General features: G+C 70.9%; 17 protein-coding genes, 2 tRNA genes and 1 pseudogene. 13 read left to right on the forward strand and 7 right to left on the reverse strand.

Annotated elements, in window-relative coordinates; genetic code table 11:
- Positions 1-34: 34 nt before the first annotated feature.
- Positions 35-784: a TetR/AcrR family transcriptional regulator gene (locus ISG29_RS18300; protein WP_207793322.1), complete on the reverse strand. Its 750-nt coding sequence runs from the start codon at positions 782-784 to the stop codon at positions 35-37.
- A gap of 94 nt (positions 785-878) precedes the next feature.
- On the opposite strand from ISG29_RS18300, the gene ISG29_RS18305 reads away from it, so the two are divergent.
- Positions 879-1,901: an amidohydrolase family protein gene (locus ISG29_RS18305; RefSeq protein ID WP_194504892.1), complete on the forward strand. Its 1,023-nt coding sequence runs from the start codon at positions 879-881 to the stop codon at positions 1,899-1,901.
- 32 nt (positions 1,902-1,933) lie between these two features.
- Here the strand turns inward: ISG29_RS18305 and ISG29_RS18310 are convergent.
- Positions 1,934-2,006, reverse strand: a tRNA-Arg gene (locus tag ISG29_RS18310).
- Between the two features lie 492 nt (positions 2,007-2,498).
- Here ISG29_RS18310 and ISG29_RS18315 point away from each other — a divergent pair.
- Together ISG29_RS18315 and ISG29_RS18320 are read left to right on the forward strand one after the other, a co-directional pair.
- Positions 2,499-3,668, forward strand: coding sequence for an LCP family protein (locus tag ISG29_RS18315; protein WP_328829784.1), 1,170 nt, complete (start codon positions 2,499-2,501; stop codon positions 3,666-3,668).
- Positions 3,665-3,844, forward strand: a complete 180-nt coding sequence (locus ISG29_RS18320; protein ID WP_207793323.1) for a hypothetical protein — start codon at positions 3,665-3,667, stop codon at positions 3,842-3,844. Before ISG29_RS18315 ends, ISG29_RS18320 begins: the two co-directional genes overlap by 4 nt.
- Before the next feature lie 82 nt (positions 3,845-3,926).
- Here ISG29_RS18320 and ISG29_RS18325 read toward each other — a convergent pair whose 3' ends face one another.
- The 3 genes from ISG29_RS18325 to ISG29_RS18335 form a co-directional block, all read right to left on the reverse strand.
- The gene (locus ISG29_RS18325) at positions 3,927-4,274 is read right to left on the reverse strand and encodes an MscL family protein (RefSeq protein WP_194504894.1); all 348 of its coding nucleotides are present in this window, start codon (positions 4,272-4,274) and stop codon (positions 3,927-3,929) included.
- A gap of 97 nt (positions 4,275-4,371) precedes the next feature.
- Complete coding sequence (locus tag ISG29_RS18330) at positions 4,372-5,040, reverse strand: RcpC/CpaB family pilus assembly protein (RefSeq protein ID WP_194504895.1); 669 nt, start codon at positions 5,038-5,040, stop codon at positions 4,372-4,374.
- A 63-nt stretch (positions 5,041-5,103) separates the two neighbouring features.
- Complete coding sequence (locus ISG29_RS18335) at positions 5,104-5,487, reverse strand: FmdB family zinc ribbon protein (RefSeq protein WP_194504896.1); 384 nt, start codon at positions 5,485-5,487, stop codon at positions 5,104-5,106.
- A 96-nt stretch (positions 5,488-5,583) separates the two neighbouring features.
- Between ISG29_RS18335 and ISG29_RS18340 the strand changes: the two genes are divergently transcribed.
- Entirely contained in the window at positions 5,584-8,226 is a 2,643-nt protein-coding gene (locus ISG29_RS18340; protein WP_194504897.1) for a penicillin acylase family protein, read from the forward strand.
- On the opposite strand, the gene ISG29_RS18345 is transcribed toward ISG29_RS18340, so the two are convergent.
- The gene (locus ISG29_RS18345; protein ID WP_194504898.1) at positions 8,201-8,794 is read right to left on the reverse strand and encodes a 5-formyltetrahydrofolate cyclo-ligase; all 594 of its coding nucleotides are present in this window, start codon (positions 8,792-8,794) and stop codon (positions 8,201-8,203) included. The two genes, ISG29_RS18340 and ISG29_RS18345, sit on opposite strands and share 26 nt — an antisense overlap.
- A 23-nt stretch (positions 8,795-8,817) precedes the next feature.
- Between ISG29_RS18345 and ISG29_RS18350 the strand changes: the two genes are divergently transcribed.
- The 9 genes from ISG29_RS18350 to ISG29_RS18390 all read left to right on the forward strand — a co-directional run bounded on the left by ISG29_RS18350 (position 8,818) and on the right by ISG29_RS18390 (position 15,240).
- Positions 8,818-10,200 (forward strand): UTP--glucose-1-phosphate uridylyltransferase, encoded by a 1,383-nt coding sequence (locus ISG29_RS18350; protein WP_194504899.1) that lies wholly within the window; start codon positions 8,818-8,820, stop codon positions 10,198-10,200.
- Positions 10,201-10,213: 13 nt separating this feature from the next.
- Entirely contained in the window at positions 10,214-11,446 is a 1,233-nt protein-coding gene (gene glp / locus ISG29_RS18355; RefSeq protein ID WP_194504900.1) for a molybdotransferase-like divisome protein Glp, read from the forward strand.
- Complete coding sequence (gene moaC, locus ISG29_RS18360; RefSeq protein ID WP_194504901.1) at positions 11,446-11,934, forward strand: cyclic pyranopterin monophosphate synthase MoaC; 489 nt, start codon at positions 11,446-11,448, stop codon at positions 11,932-11,934. Before glp ends, moaC begins: the two co-directional genes overlap by 1 nt.
- Positions 11,931-12,425: a MogA/MoaB family molybdenum cofactor biosynthesis protein gene (locus tag ISG29_RS18365; protein ID WP_328829790.1), complete on the forward strand. Its 495-nt coding sequence runs from the start codon at positions 11,931-11,933 to the stop codon at positions 12,423-12,425. The genes moaC and ISG29_RS18365 overlap by 4 nt, the downstream gene beginning before the upstream one ends.
- Positions 12,422-13,036, forward strand: coding sequence for a GNAT family N-acetyltransferase (locus ISG29_RS18370; RefSeq protein ID WP_194504902.1), 615 nt, complete (start codon positions 12,422-12,424; stop codon positions 13,034-13,036). Before ISG29_RS18365 ends, ISG29_RS18370 begins: the two co-directional genes overlap by 4 nt.
- Before the next feature lie 61 nt (positions 13,037-13,097).
- Complete coding sequence (gene sepX / locus ISG29_RS18375; protein ID WP_194504903.1) at positions 13,098-14,015, forward strand: divisome protein SepX/GlpR; 918 nt, start codon at positions 13,098-13,100, stop codon at positions 14,013-14,015.
- 47 nt (positions 14,016-14,062) lie between these two features.
- A complete protein-coding gene (locus ISG29_RS18380) occupies positions 14,063-14,947 on the forward strand; it encodes a histidine kinase dimerization/phospho-acceptor domain-containing protein (RefSeq protein ID WP_194504904.1) in 885 nt (294 codons plus the stop codon).
- Entirely contained in the window at positions 14,917-15,093 is a 177-nt protein-coding gene (locus ISG29_RS18385) for a DUF1059 domain-containing protein (protein ID WP_194504905.1), read from the forward strand. Before ISG29_RS18380 ends, ISG29_RS18385 begins: the two co-directional genes overlap by 31 nt.
- Before the next feature lie 71 nt (positions 15,094-15,164).
- Positions 15,165-15,240, forward strand: a tRNA-Ala gene (locus tag ISG29_RS18390).
- A 646-nt stretch (positions 15,241-15,886) separates the two neighbouring features.
- Here ISG29_RS18390 and ISG29_RS21895 read toward each other — a convergent pair.
- A pseudogene (locus ISG29_RS21895) lies at positions 15,887-16,948 on the reverse strand (recombinase family protein); the annotation flags it as partial.
- Positions 16,949-17,557: the final 609 nt, after the last annotated feature.

Raw genomic sequence — 17,557 nt, forward strand, 5'->3', positions numbered from 1 at the left:
ACCACCCGTCGCCCGAGCCCGGGATGGCCCCTCGTCACTGCAGGTGGTCGATGCTCCGTGCCAGCCACTCGGCGAGGAGTGACCGCTCGGCCCGGGAGAGGGGGTCGAGCTCGTCGACCATGGTATGGACGTGCACGAGAGCGGACAGCGCACCAGCCGGGGCGTGCGCATGCGAGCCCGGCGTGTCGGTGACGACCATGCTGATCACGCCCTCGAGCATGGTGTCGGAGAGGGCGAGGTCTCGCTGGGTGGCGACCTGTCCGATGAGCGCGAGGACGACTCCGTGCCCGGCCGCATGGATGATCTCCGTCGCACGCCGTTCGGAGACGGCGAGCCTTCCGGCCACGGCGCACGCCCGGATGTGCCCTTGGAGCTGCTCGATCCCGCGCAGCATCGCGGGCGAGGGGCCGCCCGGACGGGGTTGACTCATCAGGACATAGAGATCGGGGTTGGCCAGTCCGAATGCCACGTGGCTTCGCCATGCCGCCCGCAGCGCCTCCACGGGGTCACTCGGGTCGCCGTCCTCGCTGGGTGCCGCGCGGGATCCCTGCTTGGCCTCGAGGAGGGCTATGACGGCTTCCTCGGCCAGCGCGTCGAGTAACCCGTCCTTGTCGCCGAAGAGCCGATAGATCGTAGGTGCCTGGACTCCTGCGCGATCGGCCACGGCGCGCGTCGTCACCGCGCGTGCGCCTCCTTCTCGCAGCAACTCGCCGGCTGCTGCGATGACGCTCTCGCGCATCGAGGAGGGCGGCGCGGGCGGCAATGTGCTGGGGCCTGATGTCACGAATCAATGATAGTCAACGCCGGTTTTCATTGATAGTATCGATGGAAACGTAAAGATGATACCGACGATAATGAGCGGGACGACTGGAGGACGCATGTCGGAGAAGATCACGATCGTGGGAGTCGAGGAGACCATTGCGTTGCCGTCGGTGCTGCGAGCATGGGAGGCAGCGGGTGTCTCGCCGAACCCGCACGCGGGGTGGGGGGACGAGCCGTTCGCCAGGCGACTGCGCAGCACCGGCGAGGAGCGCCTGGCCTTCATGGATGACCAGGGCATCGACCTCGCCGTCCTTTCGTTGAACAGCCCGGGGGTGCAGAACCTCGCTGCGGCCGATGCCGTCTCGGTGGCGCGTGACGCCAACGACACCTTGGCCGCGATCGTCTCCGAGCATCCCGACCGACTGCAGGCCTTCGCTGCGATCCCGACTCCCGACCCGCAAGCAGCCGCTGCCGAGCTGGAGCGAGCCGTGACCCGGCTCGGCTTCCCTGGGGCCATGCTCTATGGCCGCACCGGCGAGCGGCTGGCTGACGATCCGGCCTTCGACGACCTGTACAGCACGGCCGAGCAGCTCGCGGTGCCCCTGCACTTCCATCCGCAGACACCGCGACAACCCGTCATCGACGCCTACTACTCCGGCCTCGGCGGTACCGGCATGGGCCTGGCCACTGCGGGCCTCGGGTGGTACTACGACCTCGGCGTGCAATACCTCAGGATGATCTTCTCCGGTGTCTTCGATCGCCACCCCGGCTTGCAGGTGATCGCCGGCCACTGGGGAGAGGTGATCCTGTTCTACCTCGACCACATCGGGATCATGGCCCACAACGCCCGGCTGCCTCGGCCCCTGCTGGACTACTTCACCCACAACTTCTGGATCGCCGGCAGCGGGACGGTCAGCGACCGCTACCTCCGCTGGACCGCCGAGGTGGTCGGCACCGACCGGATGCTCTACTCGACCGACTTCCCCTACACCTTCGGCACCCGACCCGGCGGATTCCCCTACCTCGATACATCTCACGGTGTGGCCAGGTCGTTCCTCGAGAACGCCCCCTTCACGCACGAGGAGAAGCGCGCCATCGGCTCCGGCAACTGGGAGCGCCTCACCGGTTCGACCAGCTGAGGCGGCGGAATGCGAAGCGACGAGGGCTGCGGTGCCCCAGGCAAGAGTCGAACTTGCGACCTTTCGCTTAGGAGGCGGCTGCTCTATCCACTGAGCTACTGGGGCTTGGATGGCATCGTGCCAGACGGTCGGTGCCGGTCCGGACGCCGGGAGCGCGATGTCGATTCAGCGGGAGACCACGCGTCATCTCGACGAAGCGGAAGACCCACCCGTGGACGGGGGCGCATCGCCGGCGGCGCCGGTCTGGGCCCGAGTCACGAGGCCCGCACGCTCACCCGAGGGTCCGTCGTGGAGGCGGCCAGGGCGCTGGTGCGGGCGCACCCGGTGGTCGAGGCGCGGGTCGTCGACGAGTCCTGATCGGGCCCCGGAGTTGGCGACCTGCCGCAGGGCGGCGACAATCGGACTTGGTGGGCATCGGTATGTTCACCGCGCGCCCCGGTGCGATCCACTGCCAGGTGCGCTCAGGAACGAGCACTCCAGACCCTGAGGTGAGCCGTGAGCGAAGCCGATCCCGGCGTGCGGCCAGTCTCACCCGCGCCCGAACCTCGGCGCGGGCGTCGCCGCGCACGCAAGCGCCGTCGATACACGGTGCTCAAGGTGGTCGGTGGCACGGTGCTCGCGCTGGCGATGATCTCCGCGCTCTCGGTGATCTACCTCTACCGCCACTACAACGGCAACCTCACCGTCATCGACATCAATGACCAGATGGTCGGCCCGCGCCCCGACAAGGTGGACGTCCAGGGCCCGCAGGATCCGCTCAACGTGCTGATCATGGGTTCGGACTCCCGCGACGGCAAGGGCAACGACATCGACGGTCTCACCGGCGGGGGACAGCGTTCGGACACCACGATCCTGCTGCACCTCTCCGCCGACCGCACCCGCGCCTACGGCATCAGCATCCCGCGTGACCTGATGGTCGACCGGCCGGCGTGCAAGACCAGCAGCGGCACGCAGATCCCCGCCGCCACCTACCAGATGTGGAACGCGGCCTTCCAGCTCGCCGGACCGGCCTGCACCGTGTCGCAGTTCGAGTCGCTGACGGGCATCCGGCTCGACCACTTCGTCGTCGTCGACTTCGAGGGCTTCCAGGGCATGGTCGACGCCGTGGGCGGCGTCCAGGTGTGCATCCCGGAGACGATCGACGACCGGGCGCACGGCATCTACCTCGAGGCTGGCACGCGCAAGCTCGAGGGGCGCCAAGCCCTCAACTACGTGCGTGAGAGGTACGCCGTCTCCGGCGGCTCCGACGTCGGCCGGATGAAGCGGCAGCAGGCCTTCATCGCCTCGATGGCCCACCAGGTGCTCTCGAGCGACACCCTGGCGCACCCCACCCGGCTGCTCGGCTTCCTCGACTCCGCCACCAAGTCGCTCACCCTCGACGACGGCCTCGGCAACCTCGCCAAGATCGCTCAACTCGGCTACGAGTTCCGTGGCATCAGCCTCGACGACATCCAGTTCATCACCAGCCCGATCAAGACCGACCCGCAGGATCCGAACCGGCTGGTGTGGAAGCGCTCGGCCAAGGTCATGTGGCGCCGGATCCGCGAGGACGAGCCGTTGACCAAGCGGCTTCAGGTCGATGTGATCAGCGCCGCCAGCGTGCCCGGCCAGAGCGACCCCAGCGAGTCACCCAGCGAGTCAGCCAGCGAGTCACCCAGCGAGAGCCCCTCGGCGTCGTCGTCGGGTGGCGCCAAGGGCGGCAACGGTGGCAACGCGCCCACCGCCAGCAACGAGGCGCTGGCGGCCGCTGGTCTGTGCACCTCGTGACCCGCGACGACGAGGGGTGGCGGCGCAGCCGTCGGCTCGCCGAGGTCTTCGGGGACTCCGAGCCCGCCACCACGACCGACGAGCGGCCGGACTCCGACTCGGCCGAGGAACGGCGAGGTCAGCGCGACCGCGAGGCCTGGCTGCGCGACCAGATTCCGCCACACCACGGTTCCTGAGCCACCGCACGATCGAGGACGGCGGGACGCGGCCCCATGGGGCGGCGTCTCGCCGTCGCTCAGCGGTGTCGCCCGGGGTGGATCAGGCGGGGTTCTTCACGAGCGCGTCGCGGATCTGACGCAGCAGCTCGATGTCCTCCGGGGTGCCCGGGGGCGGGCTCGGGAAGTAGCGCTCCTTCGCCTTGGTGTAGGGCGTCACGACGAAGAAGTACACGACCGCGGCCAGGATCACGAACGACACGACGGCGTTCAGGAAAGCGCCGAACGAGTTCGCTTCGTTGCTGAAGATGCTCGATGCGGTGTCGGGCATGAGACTGGTGAGCCAGTTGGTGAAGGTGGTGACGACCAGGCCGAATGCGGTACCGATGATGACGGCGACCGCGAGGTCGACGAGGTTGCCTCGCAGGATGAAATTCTTGAAACCACTCATCGCGGAGTCCCGCAGCCTTTCTGTGATCCGAGACGACGGGCCGGGCGGCCCGCCCAGGAGATGGCAAGCCGCAGGCCCGCACCCCCGACACGGGATGCTAGTGCTTCCAGGCGTAGGTGAGAAAGGTCCGGACCGAGGCGTCGCTCACCGTGGGCACCTGCGAGGGCGGCAGCGCGACCACCACCAGGCGGCCGGGCAGCACTCCGCTCGCGGATCCTGCTGCGTCGGTCTCCTCCGAGGGCAGCGCGAGCACCGGCACGTCGGAGGCGACGACCCCGGAGGTCGTCTGCTGCTGCGTGTCCGTGGCGATGAGGTCGATGCGGTCGCCCACGTGCAGCAGGCCGGCCATGGCGGCGTCGGGGAGTCGCACAGGCACGGCCACCTCGCCGGGGGCTGCGAGCGGCCCGCCGATCACGCGAGCCGCGGTGACGACCTCGCCGGCCGAGACCGGCGCGGCGAGCACCACCCCGACCGGGTCGACGAGGGCATCCGGTGGCACCGAGCCGGGTCGGAACGCCACCTCATGCAGGTCGGTGGCCACGACCCGGTGACCGCTGGGCAGGGCCCGACCGGCCACGGCCAGCGTCGTGACCGGGGGCGGGGCGGGTGCCACCTCGCGCAACCCCGCGGCCACCGCGAGCCCGGCGCACAGCGCGGCGAGCGTGCGGCGGTGCGCCCACACGTGTCGGCGCAGCAACCGTCGCACGCGGACGCGGCGCCCGCGCCGGGCCACGACGTCGTCGGACGGCCGGTCGGTGGCTGACATGCCGGCACGGTAGACCGGATCGACCCGAGCCGCGGGCCGTCGTCCACAGGCCCCCAGGCGGCGTCAGCTGCGCGACGACGAGGAGCTGGTCGAGGAGCCCGAGGAGCCCGAGGAGCTGCCGGAGGACGAACTCGACGTTCCCTTGGACGACCCGTCGGAGGAGCCGCTGGAGGAGGTGCTCGACGTCCCCTTCGAGGAGTCGCTCGAGCTTGAGGCACTCGACGAGCCGGAGTCGGTGCTCGTGGATGAGCCCGTGCTCGTGGAGTCCTGACCGCGGCTGTCGTTGCGATAGAAGCCCGATCCCTTGAACACCACGCCGACGGCGTTGTAGACCTTGCGCAGTCGACCGTGACACTCGGGACACTCGGTGAGCGCGTCGTCGGTGAAGCTTTGGACCTGCTCGAAGGCGTGGGAGCAGGCGGTGCAGGCGTACTGGTAGGTGGGCATCCGGGTCTCTCTGGAGTGAATTGGCACTCTCGTCGTGCGAGTGCCAATGGTAGCCGGTCGGCCGCGACCATCCAGACCCGGCACAATGGCCGGGTCATGAGCGACACCGAGCAGCCGCGACCTTCCTCGCGTCCGGGCCCCGGGCGAGTCGTCGCGCGGGCCTGGCAGGAGTTCCAAGCGCTGCCCGCGGCCCTCCGCCTCACGGCATGGACGGCGGTCGGGCTCGTGCTGGTGCTGCTGGCCGGTGCGGCGATCGCGATCGGCGTGCTGCGGCGTCCGTTGCCCGACGGCTCCGGGACGGAGACGGTGGCCGGACTCGACGCACCCGTGCGCATCGTGCGCGACGAGCACGGGGTGCCGCAGGTCTACGGCGAGTCCCTCGACGACCTCGCGATGGGTCAGGGGTATGTGACCGCCCAGGAGCGCTTCTTCCAGATGGACGTGCGGCGCCGCACCGCCAGCGGGCGGCTCGCCGAGCTGTTCGGAGCCGACGCGGTGCCCGGCGACCAGACCGCCCGCACCCTCGGTCTGCGCCGCGTGGCCGAGCGCGAGCTGGGGCTGCTCTCACCGCAGACCCGCGCGTTCCTGGAGGCCTATACCCGCGGCGTCAACGCCTACCTCGACACCCGCTCACCCGCGACCCTCTCCATCGAGTACACCCTGCTCGACCTGCGCGGCGGCGGCCCCCGGACGGAGGACTGGTCGCCCGTCGACTCCCTGGCCTGGCTGACGCAGATGGCCTGGGATCTGGGTGGTGGCGCCCACGATGACATCGAGCGCGCCCTAGTCACGGGCGCGGTCGGACGCCGCATGGCCGCTCGGGTGCTCGACCCCTCGGCACAGCTCGGCGCGAGCGCCGAGCCCATCGTCGGTCAAGGGGTGGTCGTCGACCAGCAGTTCGAGCCGGACGCCGTGCGCGGCGGCACCCGCAACCCGCGCCGCGCCCCCTTCCTCACGGCGGTGACGCGGGCGGGTCGTGCCCTCGACCGACTGCCGCAGACCGTCGGCCGGGGCGACGGCGTGGGCAGCGGCTCGTGGGTGGTCTCCGGCGACCACACCGCCTCCGGCAAGCCGCTGCTGGCCGATGACCCGCACCTGCGCACGAGCATCCCGGGGCCGTGGATGCAGATCGGGCTGCACTGCGAGACGGTCTCGCGCTCCTGCCCGCTCGACGTCGCGGGCTTCTCCTCGCCGGGCCTTCCCGGCGTGATGATCGGCCACAATGCCGACGTCGCCTGGGGCCTGACCGATCTCGACGCCGACGTCACCGACCTCTTCGTCGAGCGTCTTCGTGGCGACCGCGTTCAGGTCGGGCGCCGCTGGCGACCGCTGCGCGAGCGCACCGAGCGGATCCAGGTGGCGGACGGGCCCGACGTCTCCGTGACCGTGCGCGCTACCCGCCACGGCCCGCTGGTGACCGACGTGCTGCCCGACGCTGGTGCCGCGCTGCCGACCGAAGCTGGATCCCAGGCCGGCGCCGAGGAGTTGGGCGTCGCGGTGTCGTGGGCCGGGCTGCGTCCGTCGGCCACCCTCGACGCCATCTTGGGGCTCGACCTCGCGACCGATGGCGACGACGTGCGTCGCGCCGCGGCGTCGTGGGCCTCCCCGGGCCAGAGCATCGTCTGGGCCGACGCGCAAGGTCACATCGGCTACCAGGCGGCCGGCGACATCCCGGTGCGGCTGTCGGGTGACGGCACCCGGCCGCAGGCGGGGTGGCGCCCGGAGAACGTCTGGGCCGACGACCCGGTGCCGTACTCGGCGCTGCCGTTCGTGACCGACCCGGCCGACGGCGTGGTCGTGGCGGCCAACCAGCGCGCCGTGGGCGACGACTACCCGTATCTGCTCACCGCCGACCCCGACCCCGCCTACCGAGCCCGCCGCATCGCCGACCTGCTCGAGGGACGCGACGACCTCGACGTCGACGACATGGTCGCGATACAGACCGACACCCAGAGCCCGTTCGCCTCGGCCCTGCTGCCGGTGCTGCTCGACGTCGACCTGCCGGCCGGATACGAGCAGGACGGGCAGCGGCTGCTGGCCGACTGGGATCTCTCGCAGCCGGCCGAGGGGGAGCAGTCGGCCGCGGCGGCGTACTTCAACGCCGTGTGGCGAGAACTGCTCGCCCGGACCTTCGACGACCAGTTGCCCGAGCCCGCGTACTCGGCCGCGCGCCCCGACGGCGGCGAGCGCTGGTACGCCGCGATGGAAGGACTCCTGGCCCGCCCGAACGATCCGTGGTGGGACGACGTCGACACGCTCCAGGTCGAGCGCCGCGACGACATCGTGCGGGCCGCCATGCTCGCGGCCCGCGACGACCTGACCCGGCTCCAGGCGCGGGACGCCGAGAACTGGACCTGGGGGCACCAGCACCGGCTGGAGCTCACCTCGGCGCTGCCGCCGACCGAGGGGCTGCTCGGTGACACCGCCCACGACCTGCTCGACCGCGACGGCGGCGGTCTCGGCGGCGGGCCGGGCTCGGTCGACGCCACCGGTTGGGACGCGACCCGAGGCTTCACCGTGACCACGGCGCCGTCGATGCGGATGGTCGCCACGCCGGGCGACTGGGACGCCTCGGTCTGGATCGACCTCACCGGCGTCTCCGGGCACGAGCAGTCCGACCACTACGACGACCAGACCCCGCTCTACGCCGCCGGCCAGATGCTCCCGTTCCTCTTCGGCCGCTCCGCGCTCGCCGACGCCGGACGGGAGACGCTCACCCTCCGTCCGCCAGCCGGATGACGCCCGACGGCGTCGCGGCGGCCAGCACCCGGCGGTCGTGGGGCTCACCCGGCACCTCGACCCCCAGCTCGTCGTCGTAGAGCAGCACGCACGTGAACGTGCCGACGGGCACCCGGGCCAGCGCCCGGTCGTAGCTGCCGCCCCCGCGCCCGAGGCGCAAGCCCTCGGCGTCGACCGCGACTCCCGGCACCAGCACCACGTCTGCGGTGGCCACGGCCTCGGGACCGAGACGGGGTCCGCGCGGCTCGAGCAGCCCGCGAGATGCCGTGACGAGGTCGCGGTCGCCGGTGTGCACGGCCCAGTCGAGATCGCCGTCGGGGAGCAGCACCGGCAGTAGCACGCGTCGTCCGGCCCGGAGCAGGGCGTCGAGAAGGAGGCCGGTGCCGGGTTCGGTGCCCACCGACACATAGGCAGCGACGGTCGCGGCGCCCCGCACCTCGGGGGCGGCCAGTACCACGTCGCGCAGCGCGGCGGACGCCTGGTTGCGCTCGGCCAGTGGACGCCGACGCCGGGTGGTGAGCAGTCGGTCCCGCACGGCCGTCTTGGCAGGAGTTTGCGCGGAGCCCACGTCGGGAGCCTACGATCGCCGGCATGGGTTCCCCCGGTTTGAAGGCGGCGCGGGCGAAGATGGCCGACGCCGGAGTCGACGAGGTCGCGATCGACACGTTCGCGCACTACTACCGGCTGCTGGAGCACGGTGAGACGGGGATGATCCCCGAGTCCGCCATCGAGCCGGTCGACATCGAGCGCCTGGCCGACCTGGAGGTTCCCGACGAGGCCGCCGCGGCCGCGCTGCGCACGACCGCCGTCATCAAGCTCAACGGCGGTCTGGGCACCTCGATGGGCATGGACCGCGCCAAGTCGCTGCTGTGCGTACGTCGCGGGCTCTCCTTCCTCGACCTGATCGCCCGGCAGGTGCTGCACCTGCGCACCACCTACGACGCCACCCTGCCGCTGCTGTTCATGAACAGCTTCCGCACCTCCGACGACACGATGGCCGCGCTCGCGCGCTACGCCGACCTGCCGGTCGAGGGGCTGCCGCTGGAGTTCCTCCAGAACAAGGAGCCCAAGCTCCTGGCCTCCGACCTGAGCCCGGCGAGCTGGCCGAAGGATCCCGACCTCGAGTGGTGCCCGCCGGGTCACGGCGACATCTACACCGCGCTGCGCGGCACGGGGCTGCTCGACGAGCTCATCGTGGCCGGCTACGAGCGGGTCTTCGTGTCGAACTCCGACAACCTGTGCGCCGTGCCCGACCCGAAGCTCGCCGGCTGGTTCGCCGAGAGCGGCGCGCCGTTCGCGATCGAGGCGGTGCGGCGCACGGCGTCGGACCGCAAGGGCGGGCACTTCGCGCGCCGCAAGGCCGACGGCCGGCTGGTGCTGCGCGAGACGGCGCAGACCCTGCCCGAGGACGCCGAGGCCCTGGCCGACCTCGAGCGGCACCGGTACTGCTCGACCAACAATCTCTGGATCGACCTCGCCTCGCTCAAGACGGTGCTCGACCAGCGCGAGGGCATCCTCGGGCTGCCGCTCATCCGCAACACCAAGACCGTCGACCCCGGCGACAAGTCCTCGCCGGAGGTGATCCAGGTCGAGACCGCGATGGGTTCGGCGATCGAGGTGTTCGAGGGTGCTCGGCTGATCGAGGTCGAGCGGACTCGCTTCGTGCCGGTGAAGACCACCAACGACCTGCTGGTGCTGCGATCGGACGTCTACGACCTCGGTGACGACTTCGTGCTCGACCAGGCCGGCCACGACGTGCCGTTCATCGACCTCGACCCCGCGCACTACAAACTCGTCGGCGACTTCGACAAGCACTTCCCCGAAGGCGCCCCGTCGCTGCGCAAGGCGAGCTCGCTGCGCGTCAACGGCGACGTGACGTTCGGCTCCGGGGTCGAGATCGTCGGCGACGTCACCGTCGAGGGCGAGGCGGGCCACCGCGTCGCGCCCGGCACCGTGCTCACCTCGGCCGACTGACGCCGGCCGCCCCATGGACCCCATCTCGGTCGACGCCCACCTCGAACGCATCCTCGCCGCAGTCGAGCCCCTGCCCGCCTACCCCCAGCCGATCATGGACGCCCTCGGTCTCGCGGCCGCCGAGGACGTCGTCAGCGACGTCGCGCTGCCGCCCTTCGACAACTCCTCGATGGACGGCTACGCCGTGCGTCGCGAGGATGTCGTGACCGCGACCGAGGAGTCACCGGTGCACCTGCCGGTGGTCGGCGAGATCGGCGCGGGCAACGCCCAGCTGCTCGCGCTGCCGCCCGGCACGGCCGCCAAGATCATGACCGGCGCACCGATGCCGAGCGGCGCCGACGCAGTCGTGCCGTACGAGTGGACCGACCGGGGCGTGGCGCACGTGCGCATCGACGCCGCGCCCGACGAGGGCCAGCACGTGCGCAGCGCCGGCGACGACGTCTCGGTCGGCGACCTGCTGATCGAGCGCGGCACCGTGCTGGGTCCACGGCACCTGGGACTGCTCGCCTCGGCCGGCCGGGCGCGCATCGCGGTGCGTCCGCGGCCGCGGGTGGTCATCCTCTCCACCGGTTCGGAACTGCGCGAACCCGGCAACCCCCTGGGCCACGACTCCATCTACGACGGCAACTCCTACCTGCTGGCCGCGGCCGCGCGTCGCGCCGGAGCCATCGCCTACCGGGTCGGCATCGTGCCCGACCAGCCCAAGGCGTTCCTCGACGCGCTGTCGGACCAGCTCGTGCGCGCCGACGTCGTGGTCACCTCGGGTGGGGTGTCGATGGGCGACTTCGACGTCGTCAAGGAGGCGCTGTGCCCGCTGGGCACCGTGTGGTTCGGGCCCGTGGCCATGCAGCCGGGCAAGCCGCAGGGTTTTGGTCGCGTCGGAGACGACGACACGCTGATCTTCACGCTGCCGGGCAACCCGGTGTCGAGCTACATCTCCTTCGAGATGTTCGTGCTTCCCGCGCTGCGCACGATGATGGGCCTCGAGCCCGCCTCGCGCCCCGTCGTGCGGGCGCGGCTGACCCATCGGGTCGGCTCGCCCGCCGGTCGCCGCCAGTTCCTGCGCGGCCACCTCGAGCCCGACGAGGGCACGGTCACGCCCGTGGGCGGCGCCGGGTCGCACCTGGTCGGCGACCTTGCCAACGCCGACTGCCTCGTCGTCGTGCCCGAGGACGCCACCTCGCTCGACGCCGGGTCGAGCGTCGACGTCATCCCGCTCGACAGCGGGCTCGAAGGCGGTCACTGATGGACCCGTCGCAGGATGCACCCCGCCTGACCCACGTCGACGAGCGTGGCGCCGCGCGCATGGTCGACGTGTCGGAGAAGGCGGTCACCGCCCGCACCGCGACCGCGTCCGGTCGGGTGCTCGTCTCCGCCGAGGTCGTCGGGTTGCTGCGCGGCGAGGGTGTGCCGAAGGGCGACGCTCTCGCGGTCGCGCGCATCGCGGGCATCCAAGGCGCCAAGCAGACGCCGGCGCTGATCCCGCTGTGTCATCCGCTCGCGATCTCCGGCGTCGAGGTCGACCTCGAGGTCGCCGACGACGCGGTCGAGATCACCGCGACCGTGCGGACCACCGATCGCACCGGCGTCGAGATGGAGGCCCTCACGGCCGTCTCGGTGGCCGCGCTCACGGTGATCGACATGGTCAAGGCCGTCGACAAGGCAGCGGTGATCGCCGATGTGCGGGTCGAGGCGAAGTCCGGCGGCCGCTCCGGCGACTGGACCCGACCGTGAGCAGCGGCGACGCCCACGGGCTGTCTGCCGCAGTTGTCGTGGCCTCGAACCGCGCTGCGGCCGGCGTGTACGACGACACGACCGGCCCGCTGATCGTCGACGCCCTGCGCGAGTGGGGGTTCACGGTCGGTGACCCGGCCGTCGTGCCCGACGGTGCTCCCGTCGGCGAGGCCATCGGTGCCGCGGTCGCGGCGGGTGCTCGCGTCGTCCTCACCACGGGCGGTACGGGCCTGACGCCGACCGACCGCACGCCCGAGGCGACGCGTCCGCTGCTCGATCGCGAGGTGCCGGGCATCGCCGAGGCGATCCGCGCCCACGGCGTCAAGCAGGGCATCCCGACGGCGATGCTGTCTCGCGGGGTCGCCGGAGTCGCGGGGGAGTGCCTCGTGGTGAACCTGCCCGGCTCGCGGGGTGGGGTCAAGGACGGGCTGTTGGTGCTGGCCGACGTGGTCGTGCACGCCGCGGAGCAGATCGTGGGGAGCGACCATTGACGACCCGGCTCGCGCCCGGCGCCTGGCCCGCCATCCTGCGGGCCGGCGATCTGCGGGTGCGGCCGCTGCGCTACTCCGACGCCACCGCCTGGCGCCGGTCGCGGCAGGCGAACGCCGCGTGGCTGATCCCGTGGGACGCCACCCCGCCGCCGGGTGACCACCCCCGACCGATGTCGTTCGCCCGGCTGGTCTGGCAGTTGCGGCGCCAGGCCCGCCGCGGCACCACCTATGCGTTCGTCGTCGAGGTCGACGGTCGGTTCGCCGGTCAGGTGACGGTGAACAACGTGGTCGGGGGCTCCGCGCGGTCGGCGTCCGTCGGCTACTGGCTCGACCGCCGCTACGCCGGTCGTGGCATCACCCCGCTGGCCGTCGCACTCGTGATCGACCACTGCTTCTCCCGGCTCGGGCTGCACCGCCTGGAGATCGCGATCCGGCCCGAGAACTCCAACTCCCTGCGAGTCGTCGAGAAGCTGGGCATCAGGGAGATCGGATACGCGCCGCGCTACCTGCACATCGACGGCGACTGGCGCGACCACCGGTTGTTCGCCATCACGAAGGAGGATCTGGGTGTGGGTCGGATGGTCGCCCGGCTGCCCGGCTCTCCTGACTGATCCGCGACACACGGGTTTACATCCGGAGCGGCGTGCGGTAGCGGGCCTAGCCTTGTGACCCGTGGACCTGAGCGCGCTGATCTTCGTGGCCCTAGCCGTGGCCTGGGCCGTCTACTTGGTCCCCAAGGCCATCAAGCACCACGACGAGGTCGTGCGCAGCCGGTCGGTCGACCGCTTCTCGCACACGATGCGGGTGCTGGCCCGGCGAGAGCCGCTCAACCGCTCCGACTCGCGGCTGGTCGTGACGCCTGGGCGCCGTACGTCGGTGCCGCTCGTGGAGCGTAAGGCCGGTTCCTCCGAGGCGGTCGAGGCGCCCGCGCCGCGGGTTCTCACCGCCGACCAGCGTCGCGAGGCCGCCAACCGGGCCGCTCGCAAACGCCGCAGGGTGCTGCTCGCCCTGCTGGGCGCGATCGTCGCCGTCACGCTGCTCGCGGGTCTCTCGGTCGTGCACTGGTGGTACCTCGCGGTGCCGGTCACGATGCTGGTGGCCTGGCTGGTCGCCTGCCGGCTGATGGTGCGGCGAGAGCGCGGGCTCGCGGGCCCGTTGGCCCGCATCCCCGGCCCGGCGATCACCGACACCGGTGACATCGTGCGGCCGGGTGCGACCCCGCCGTCCGGGCCCGGTCGTGGTCACGACGACGACCGCACCGCCGACGTGCCCGCCGTGAAGGCACCGCTGGCGGCCGAGGCGCCCGCGGCCCACGAGGCCGCGCCCGCCCAGCAGGCGCAGGCCCGGGCGCACGCCGAGGCCGCCGACCAGGAGGGTCTGTGGGATCCGCTGCCGGTGCAGCTGCCCACCTATGTCACCAAGCCGCGGGCGGCCCGCCGCACGGTGCGCACCATCGACCTCGACTCCACCGGCGTGTGGACCTCCGGGCGCACCGACGCCGACGCCGCGCTCGCCCGCGAGGCGGACGCCCAGCGGCAGAAGCCAGATCGAGGCGAGCAGGACGACCAGCGCCGCGCCAGCGGATCCTGAGACCTGGCCGCAAGGGCGCGCGTACTCTGGCCTTCGCGGGAGGGTCAGTGGAGAAGCCGAGCGTGCTGCCGGGCGGGTGGTCCGCGCCCGAGGATCCGCGCGTCGTCGCCGTGCTGGCTGTCCTGGCCGGTGAGACATCACCCGAGGTGGCCGAGCGTCTGGGGTTCGAGCAGGCGCTGCTGGACCGGTGGGTCGGCGGCTTCATCGAGGCCGGCGCCGCGCACCTGACCAACCGCCCCGACGACTTGGTGGCGGCGCAGCGCGACCGCTTTCTCACTGCGTTCTCGCACGAGTTGCGCACGCCGCTGGCGCGGGCTCGCGGCTGGGCCTCGATGCTCGCCGAGGGTGAAGTGCCCGCTGAGCGTGCCGTGACCGCCGTGACCCGGCTGGTGAACGCCCTGGAGGTGCTCTCGCACCGCGTCGACGACGCCCAGTACCTGGCGACCGCGGCCCTGGGGCGGCTCAGCGTGACGCCGCAGGTCAGTCGGGTCGGCAGCCTGGTCGACGGGCTCCCGCTGGGTTGCATCGAGGCGATGGACGCCGCGGTCGAGGTCGTGGGCGACCGCGGCATGCTGGCCCGGGTGCTGCGCGACCTGTGGGACGCCGCCGGCCTGGTGGAACCCGCACGCCGCACGATCGAGGTCGAGCCGGGTGACTCGATGGTCGAGGTGAAGGTGGTGCGGCGCGGCCCGCCGATCCCGCCGTGGCTGCTCACCGCACTCTTCGAGCCATTCGACCACAACGACGACTCCACCGGGGTTACTGTCGGGCTCTACCTGGCGCGTGCCTTGGTGGTCGCCAACGGCGGCACCATCGGCGTCGAGCAGGACGACACCACCACCGTATTCTGGGTCCGTCTCGTGGCTCCGGACGCCTCCGCACCGACTCCCGAGGATCCTCCATGCCTTTCAAGCTCGCCTGTGGCGACGTGATGCCCGGCTGCAGCGCCCGCTTCGAGAACGATACGAGGCAAGCGCTGCTCGCGGAGGTCGCCGGCCACGCTTCCGCCGACCACGACCTGCACGAGATCACACCCGATGTGCTCGCCCAGGTCGAGAGCCGCATCGTCGCCTGCTGAGTGCGCCGCGGCCGAATTCGGCCCTCGCCGACCCTGGTGCTAGCGTTGCGCTCCGCGCCCTCGGGCGCACTGGGGCTGTGGCGCAGTTGGTAGCGCGTCTCGTTCGCAATGAGAAGGTCAGGGGTTCGAATCCCCTCAGCTCCACCAAAGGTTCACTAATCAAACCCCCTGCACGGGGAAGCGGGAGCGAACTGACAACAGCGAGTCCTTCGGGGCTCGCTGTTTCGTTTCTCAGTTCGGCGACGGTGAGGACGCGGCTGGCCTCGAGTGCGTCGGCGATTATCGTCCGCTCGGCATCGGCCCGTAGCGGTCGGTGGCGGTCCTCGGGGATGGCGTCGATGTAGATCCGGGTGAACCAGGCCTGGTTGTAGGTGCGACGCAGGCCGGGGTTGCACTCGGCGTAGGCGTGGGCTGGGTCGCTGATCAGATCGATGACCCGCTCGAGGGTGGCGTCGGTGTCGATGCCGGCTGCCTCAAAGGCCTTGAGCTCGGCTTCGAGATTAACGAGTTGGCGGGCGAGCGCGGCTTGCTTCTCGCGGGCGATATCGGCGGGCACGACGCCGTCCATGGCGTTCTCGGCCCACTTGTAGCGATCGCGCTGCACCTTGTCGATCTGCCGCTGCAAGGTGAGCGTGTTGCGGGCGGTGTCATCACGGATGGCGCGCAGGTGTTCGGTGAGGCGTTCGCGGATGGCGGGCAGGGCCTCGGTGCGCCAGACGGCATGCTCGGCTCGCCAGGTCTGTTCGACGACCTTCTCGACGCGCTCGACGGGCAGGGCGGGCATGTGGCACTTGCGGGTCTTGGTCTGGCGTCCGGCGCAGAGGTAGTACTCGTAGGCGGTGCCGCGTCGTCCGGTGTTGACGCTGTAGATCATCCGGGACCCGCACACGCCGCAGTAGACGGTGCCGCTGAGGTAGTGCAGGTGCTTGCGCTCGCGGTTGCCGCCACCGCGGTTGCGATCGAGCTTGTCTTGGACGCGCTGGAACGTGTCCTCGGGGATGAGGGGCTGGTGGTTGCCGGGGTACTCGACGCCGCGGAAGGTGGTGTAGCCGAGGTAATAGCGGTTGGTCAGCATCCGGTGGACGTGGCTGCGCTGCAGGGTCCGCTCGGGCTGCTTGGCGGTGGCGCGGATGGTCAGGCCGCGCTCGGCCAGCAGCTCGGTCATCCGGGTGAGCGTCATGTCGGGGTCGTCGGCGTAGGTGGTGAAGGCCCAGCGGACGTGGTCGGCGCGGTCGTCGTCGATCTGCACCTGGCGGGCTTCGGCGCCGTTAACGGTGGTGCGGATGTTCTGGTAGCCGATTGGGGCGCGGCTCAGGGTGCCGCCGCTGCGCACCTTCTGCTCCATGCCCTTGACGACCTCTTGGGCGAGGTTCTGGCTGTAGAAGTCGGCGACGGCGGAGAAGATGCCGTGCACGAGCTGCCCCTGAGGTGTCTCGTCGACGTTTTCGGTGACCGAGACCAGCCGGGCGCCGGCCTGGCGGATGGCCATGTTGATGGTCACATCGTCGGCTCGGCTGCGGGCGAGACGATCGATCTTGTGCACCAGCACGATGTCGACGGGGTTCTCCCGCAGGTAGGTCAACATCTCCTGCAGCTGGGGCCGGTCGGCGGAGCGGCCGGACTCGCCAGCGTCGGCGAACTCGCAGACGATCTGTGCTCCGATGGCGTCGGCCTTGGCCTTGATCGCGGAGCGCTGAGCCGGGATGGACAGTCCCTCGGCGAGGCCACCGCGGCTGGCCTGGTCCTTGGTGGAGACCCGTAGGTACGCCACTGCGAGTGGCGCTGGGTCATAGACGGGCTGGGACATGAGGTGACCTCCTCGGCGACGGGACAGGAATCGGTTCAGGAAGCTCATGCGGCACGGTCTCCACCTGCCTGTTCATCGAGCTGAGTGGCAGGGAGTAGTCGCTGGGAGAGCTAGAGTTCGCGCAGTCTGATCGCTGTGAGGGCTGCCCGCCACGCTTCGCGCTCGGCCACCAGTTGATCGAGCCGAGATTCAGGCGCGTGGTGCTCGACCTCGTGTGCTGGCGCTGCGAGATTCTGACGGCAACCGTTGACGGCAACGTGTCCGAGGATCATGCGTCTCGTACGTGACCATAGGGCTCGTACGACGGGGGTCGGGAGTGTTTCAACAGGGGTCGGAGACGATCTGAAGAGCCTTGTGTCCCCAGTTCGAATCTGGGAGGAGCCACCAGAAGAATTCATCACGCTGACCCCCGTTGCCGTAGGCATCGGGGGTTCTTGCATGTCGCCAGTACTTGTGGTCTCGCTGTCGTTTGCCGGTAACGCTTGACGGCAACGCGTGCGTTCCTCGACGTCGTCGTGCGTAGCCGCAGTGACAGAGCCCCGTTGGGTGGTGGGCTTTGAGGTGGTCCTCGGTGCCCTACTCGCCGCTGTTGATGGCGGCACGGTGTTCAGTATCCATGGTGTCGGCGAGCAGGGCCATGGACTCCTCGGATAGATA

Origin of the sequence: Nocardioides acrostichi, from assembly GCF_015319165.1 — a bacterium.
GTDB lineage: Bacteria > Actinomycetota > Actinomycetes > Propionibacteriales > Nocardioidaceae > Nocardioides > Nocardioides acrostichi.

What these genes read in the sequence shown, in the direction of transcription:
- ISG29_RS18325 (WP_194504894.1), bottom strand. Translation starts at nt 4,274, where the DNA reads ATGAGTGGTTTCAAGAATTTCATCCTGCGAGGCAACCTCGTCGACCTC.
- glp (WP_194504900.1), top strand. Translation starts at nt 10,214, where the DNA reads ATGGACCCCATCTCGGTCGACGCCCACCTCGAACGCATCCTCGCCGCA.
- ISG29_RS18340 (WP_194504897.1), top strand. Translation starts at nt 5,584, where the DNA reads ATGAGCGACACCGAGCAGCCGCGACCTTCCTCGCGTCCGGGCCCCGGG.
- ISG29_RS18385 (WP_194504905.1), top strand. Translation starts at nt 14,917, where the DNA reads ATGCCTTTCAAGCTCGCCTGTGGCGACGTGATGCCCGGCTGCAGCGCC.
- ISG29_RS18335 (WP_194504896.1), bottom strand. Translation starts at nt 5,487, where the DNA reads ATGCCCACCTACCAGTACGCCTGCACCGCCTGCTCCCACGCCTTCGAG.
- moaC (WP_194504901.1), top strand. Translation starts at nt 11,446, where the DNA reads ATGGACCCGTCGCAGGATGCACCCCGCCTGACCCACGTCGACGAGCGT.
- ISG29_RS18330 (WP_194504895.1), bottom strand. Translation starts at nt 5,040, where the DNA reads ATGTCAGCCACCGACCGGCCGTCCGACGACGTCGTGGCCCGGCGCGGG.
- ISG29_RS18350 (WP_194504899.1), top strand. Translation starts at nt 8,818, where the DNA reads ATGGGTTCCCCCGGTTTGAAGGCGGCGCGGGCGAAGATGGCCGACGCC.
- ISG29_RS18305 (WP_194504892.1), top strand. Translation starts at nt 879, where the DNA reads ATGTCGGAGAAGATCACGATCGTGGGAGTCGAGGAGACCATTGCGTTG.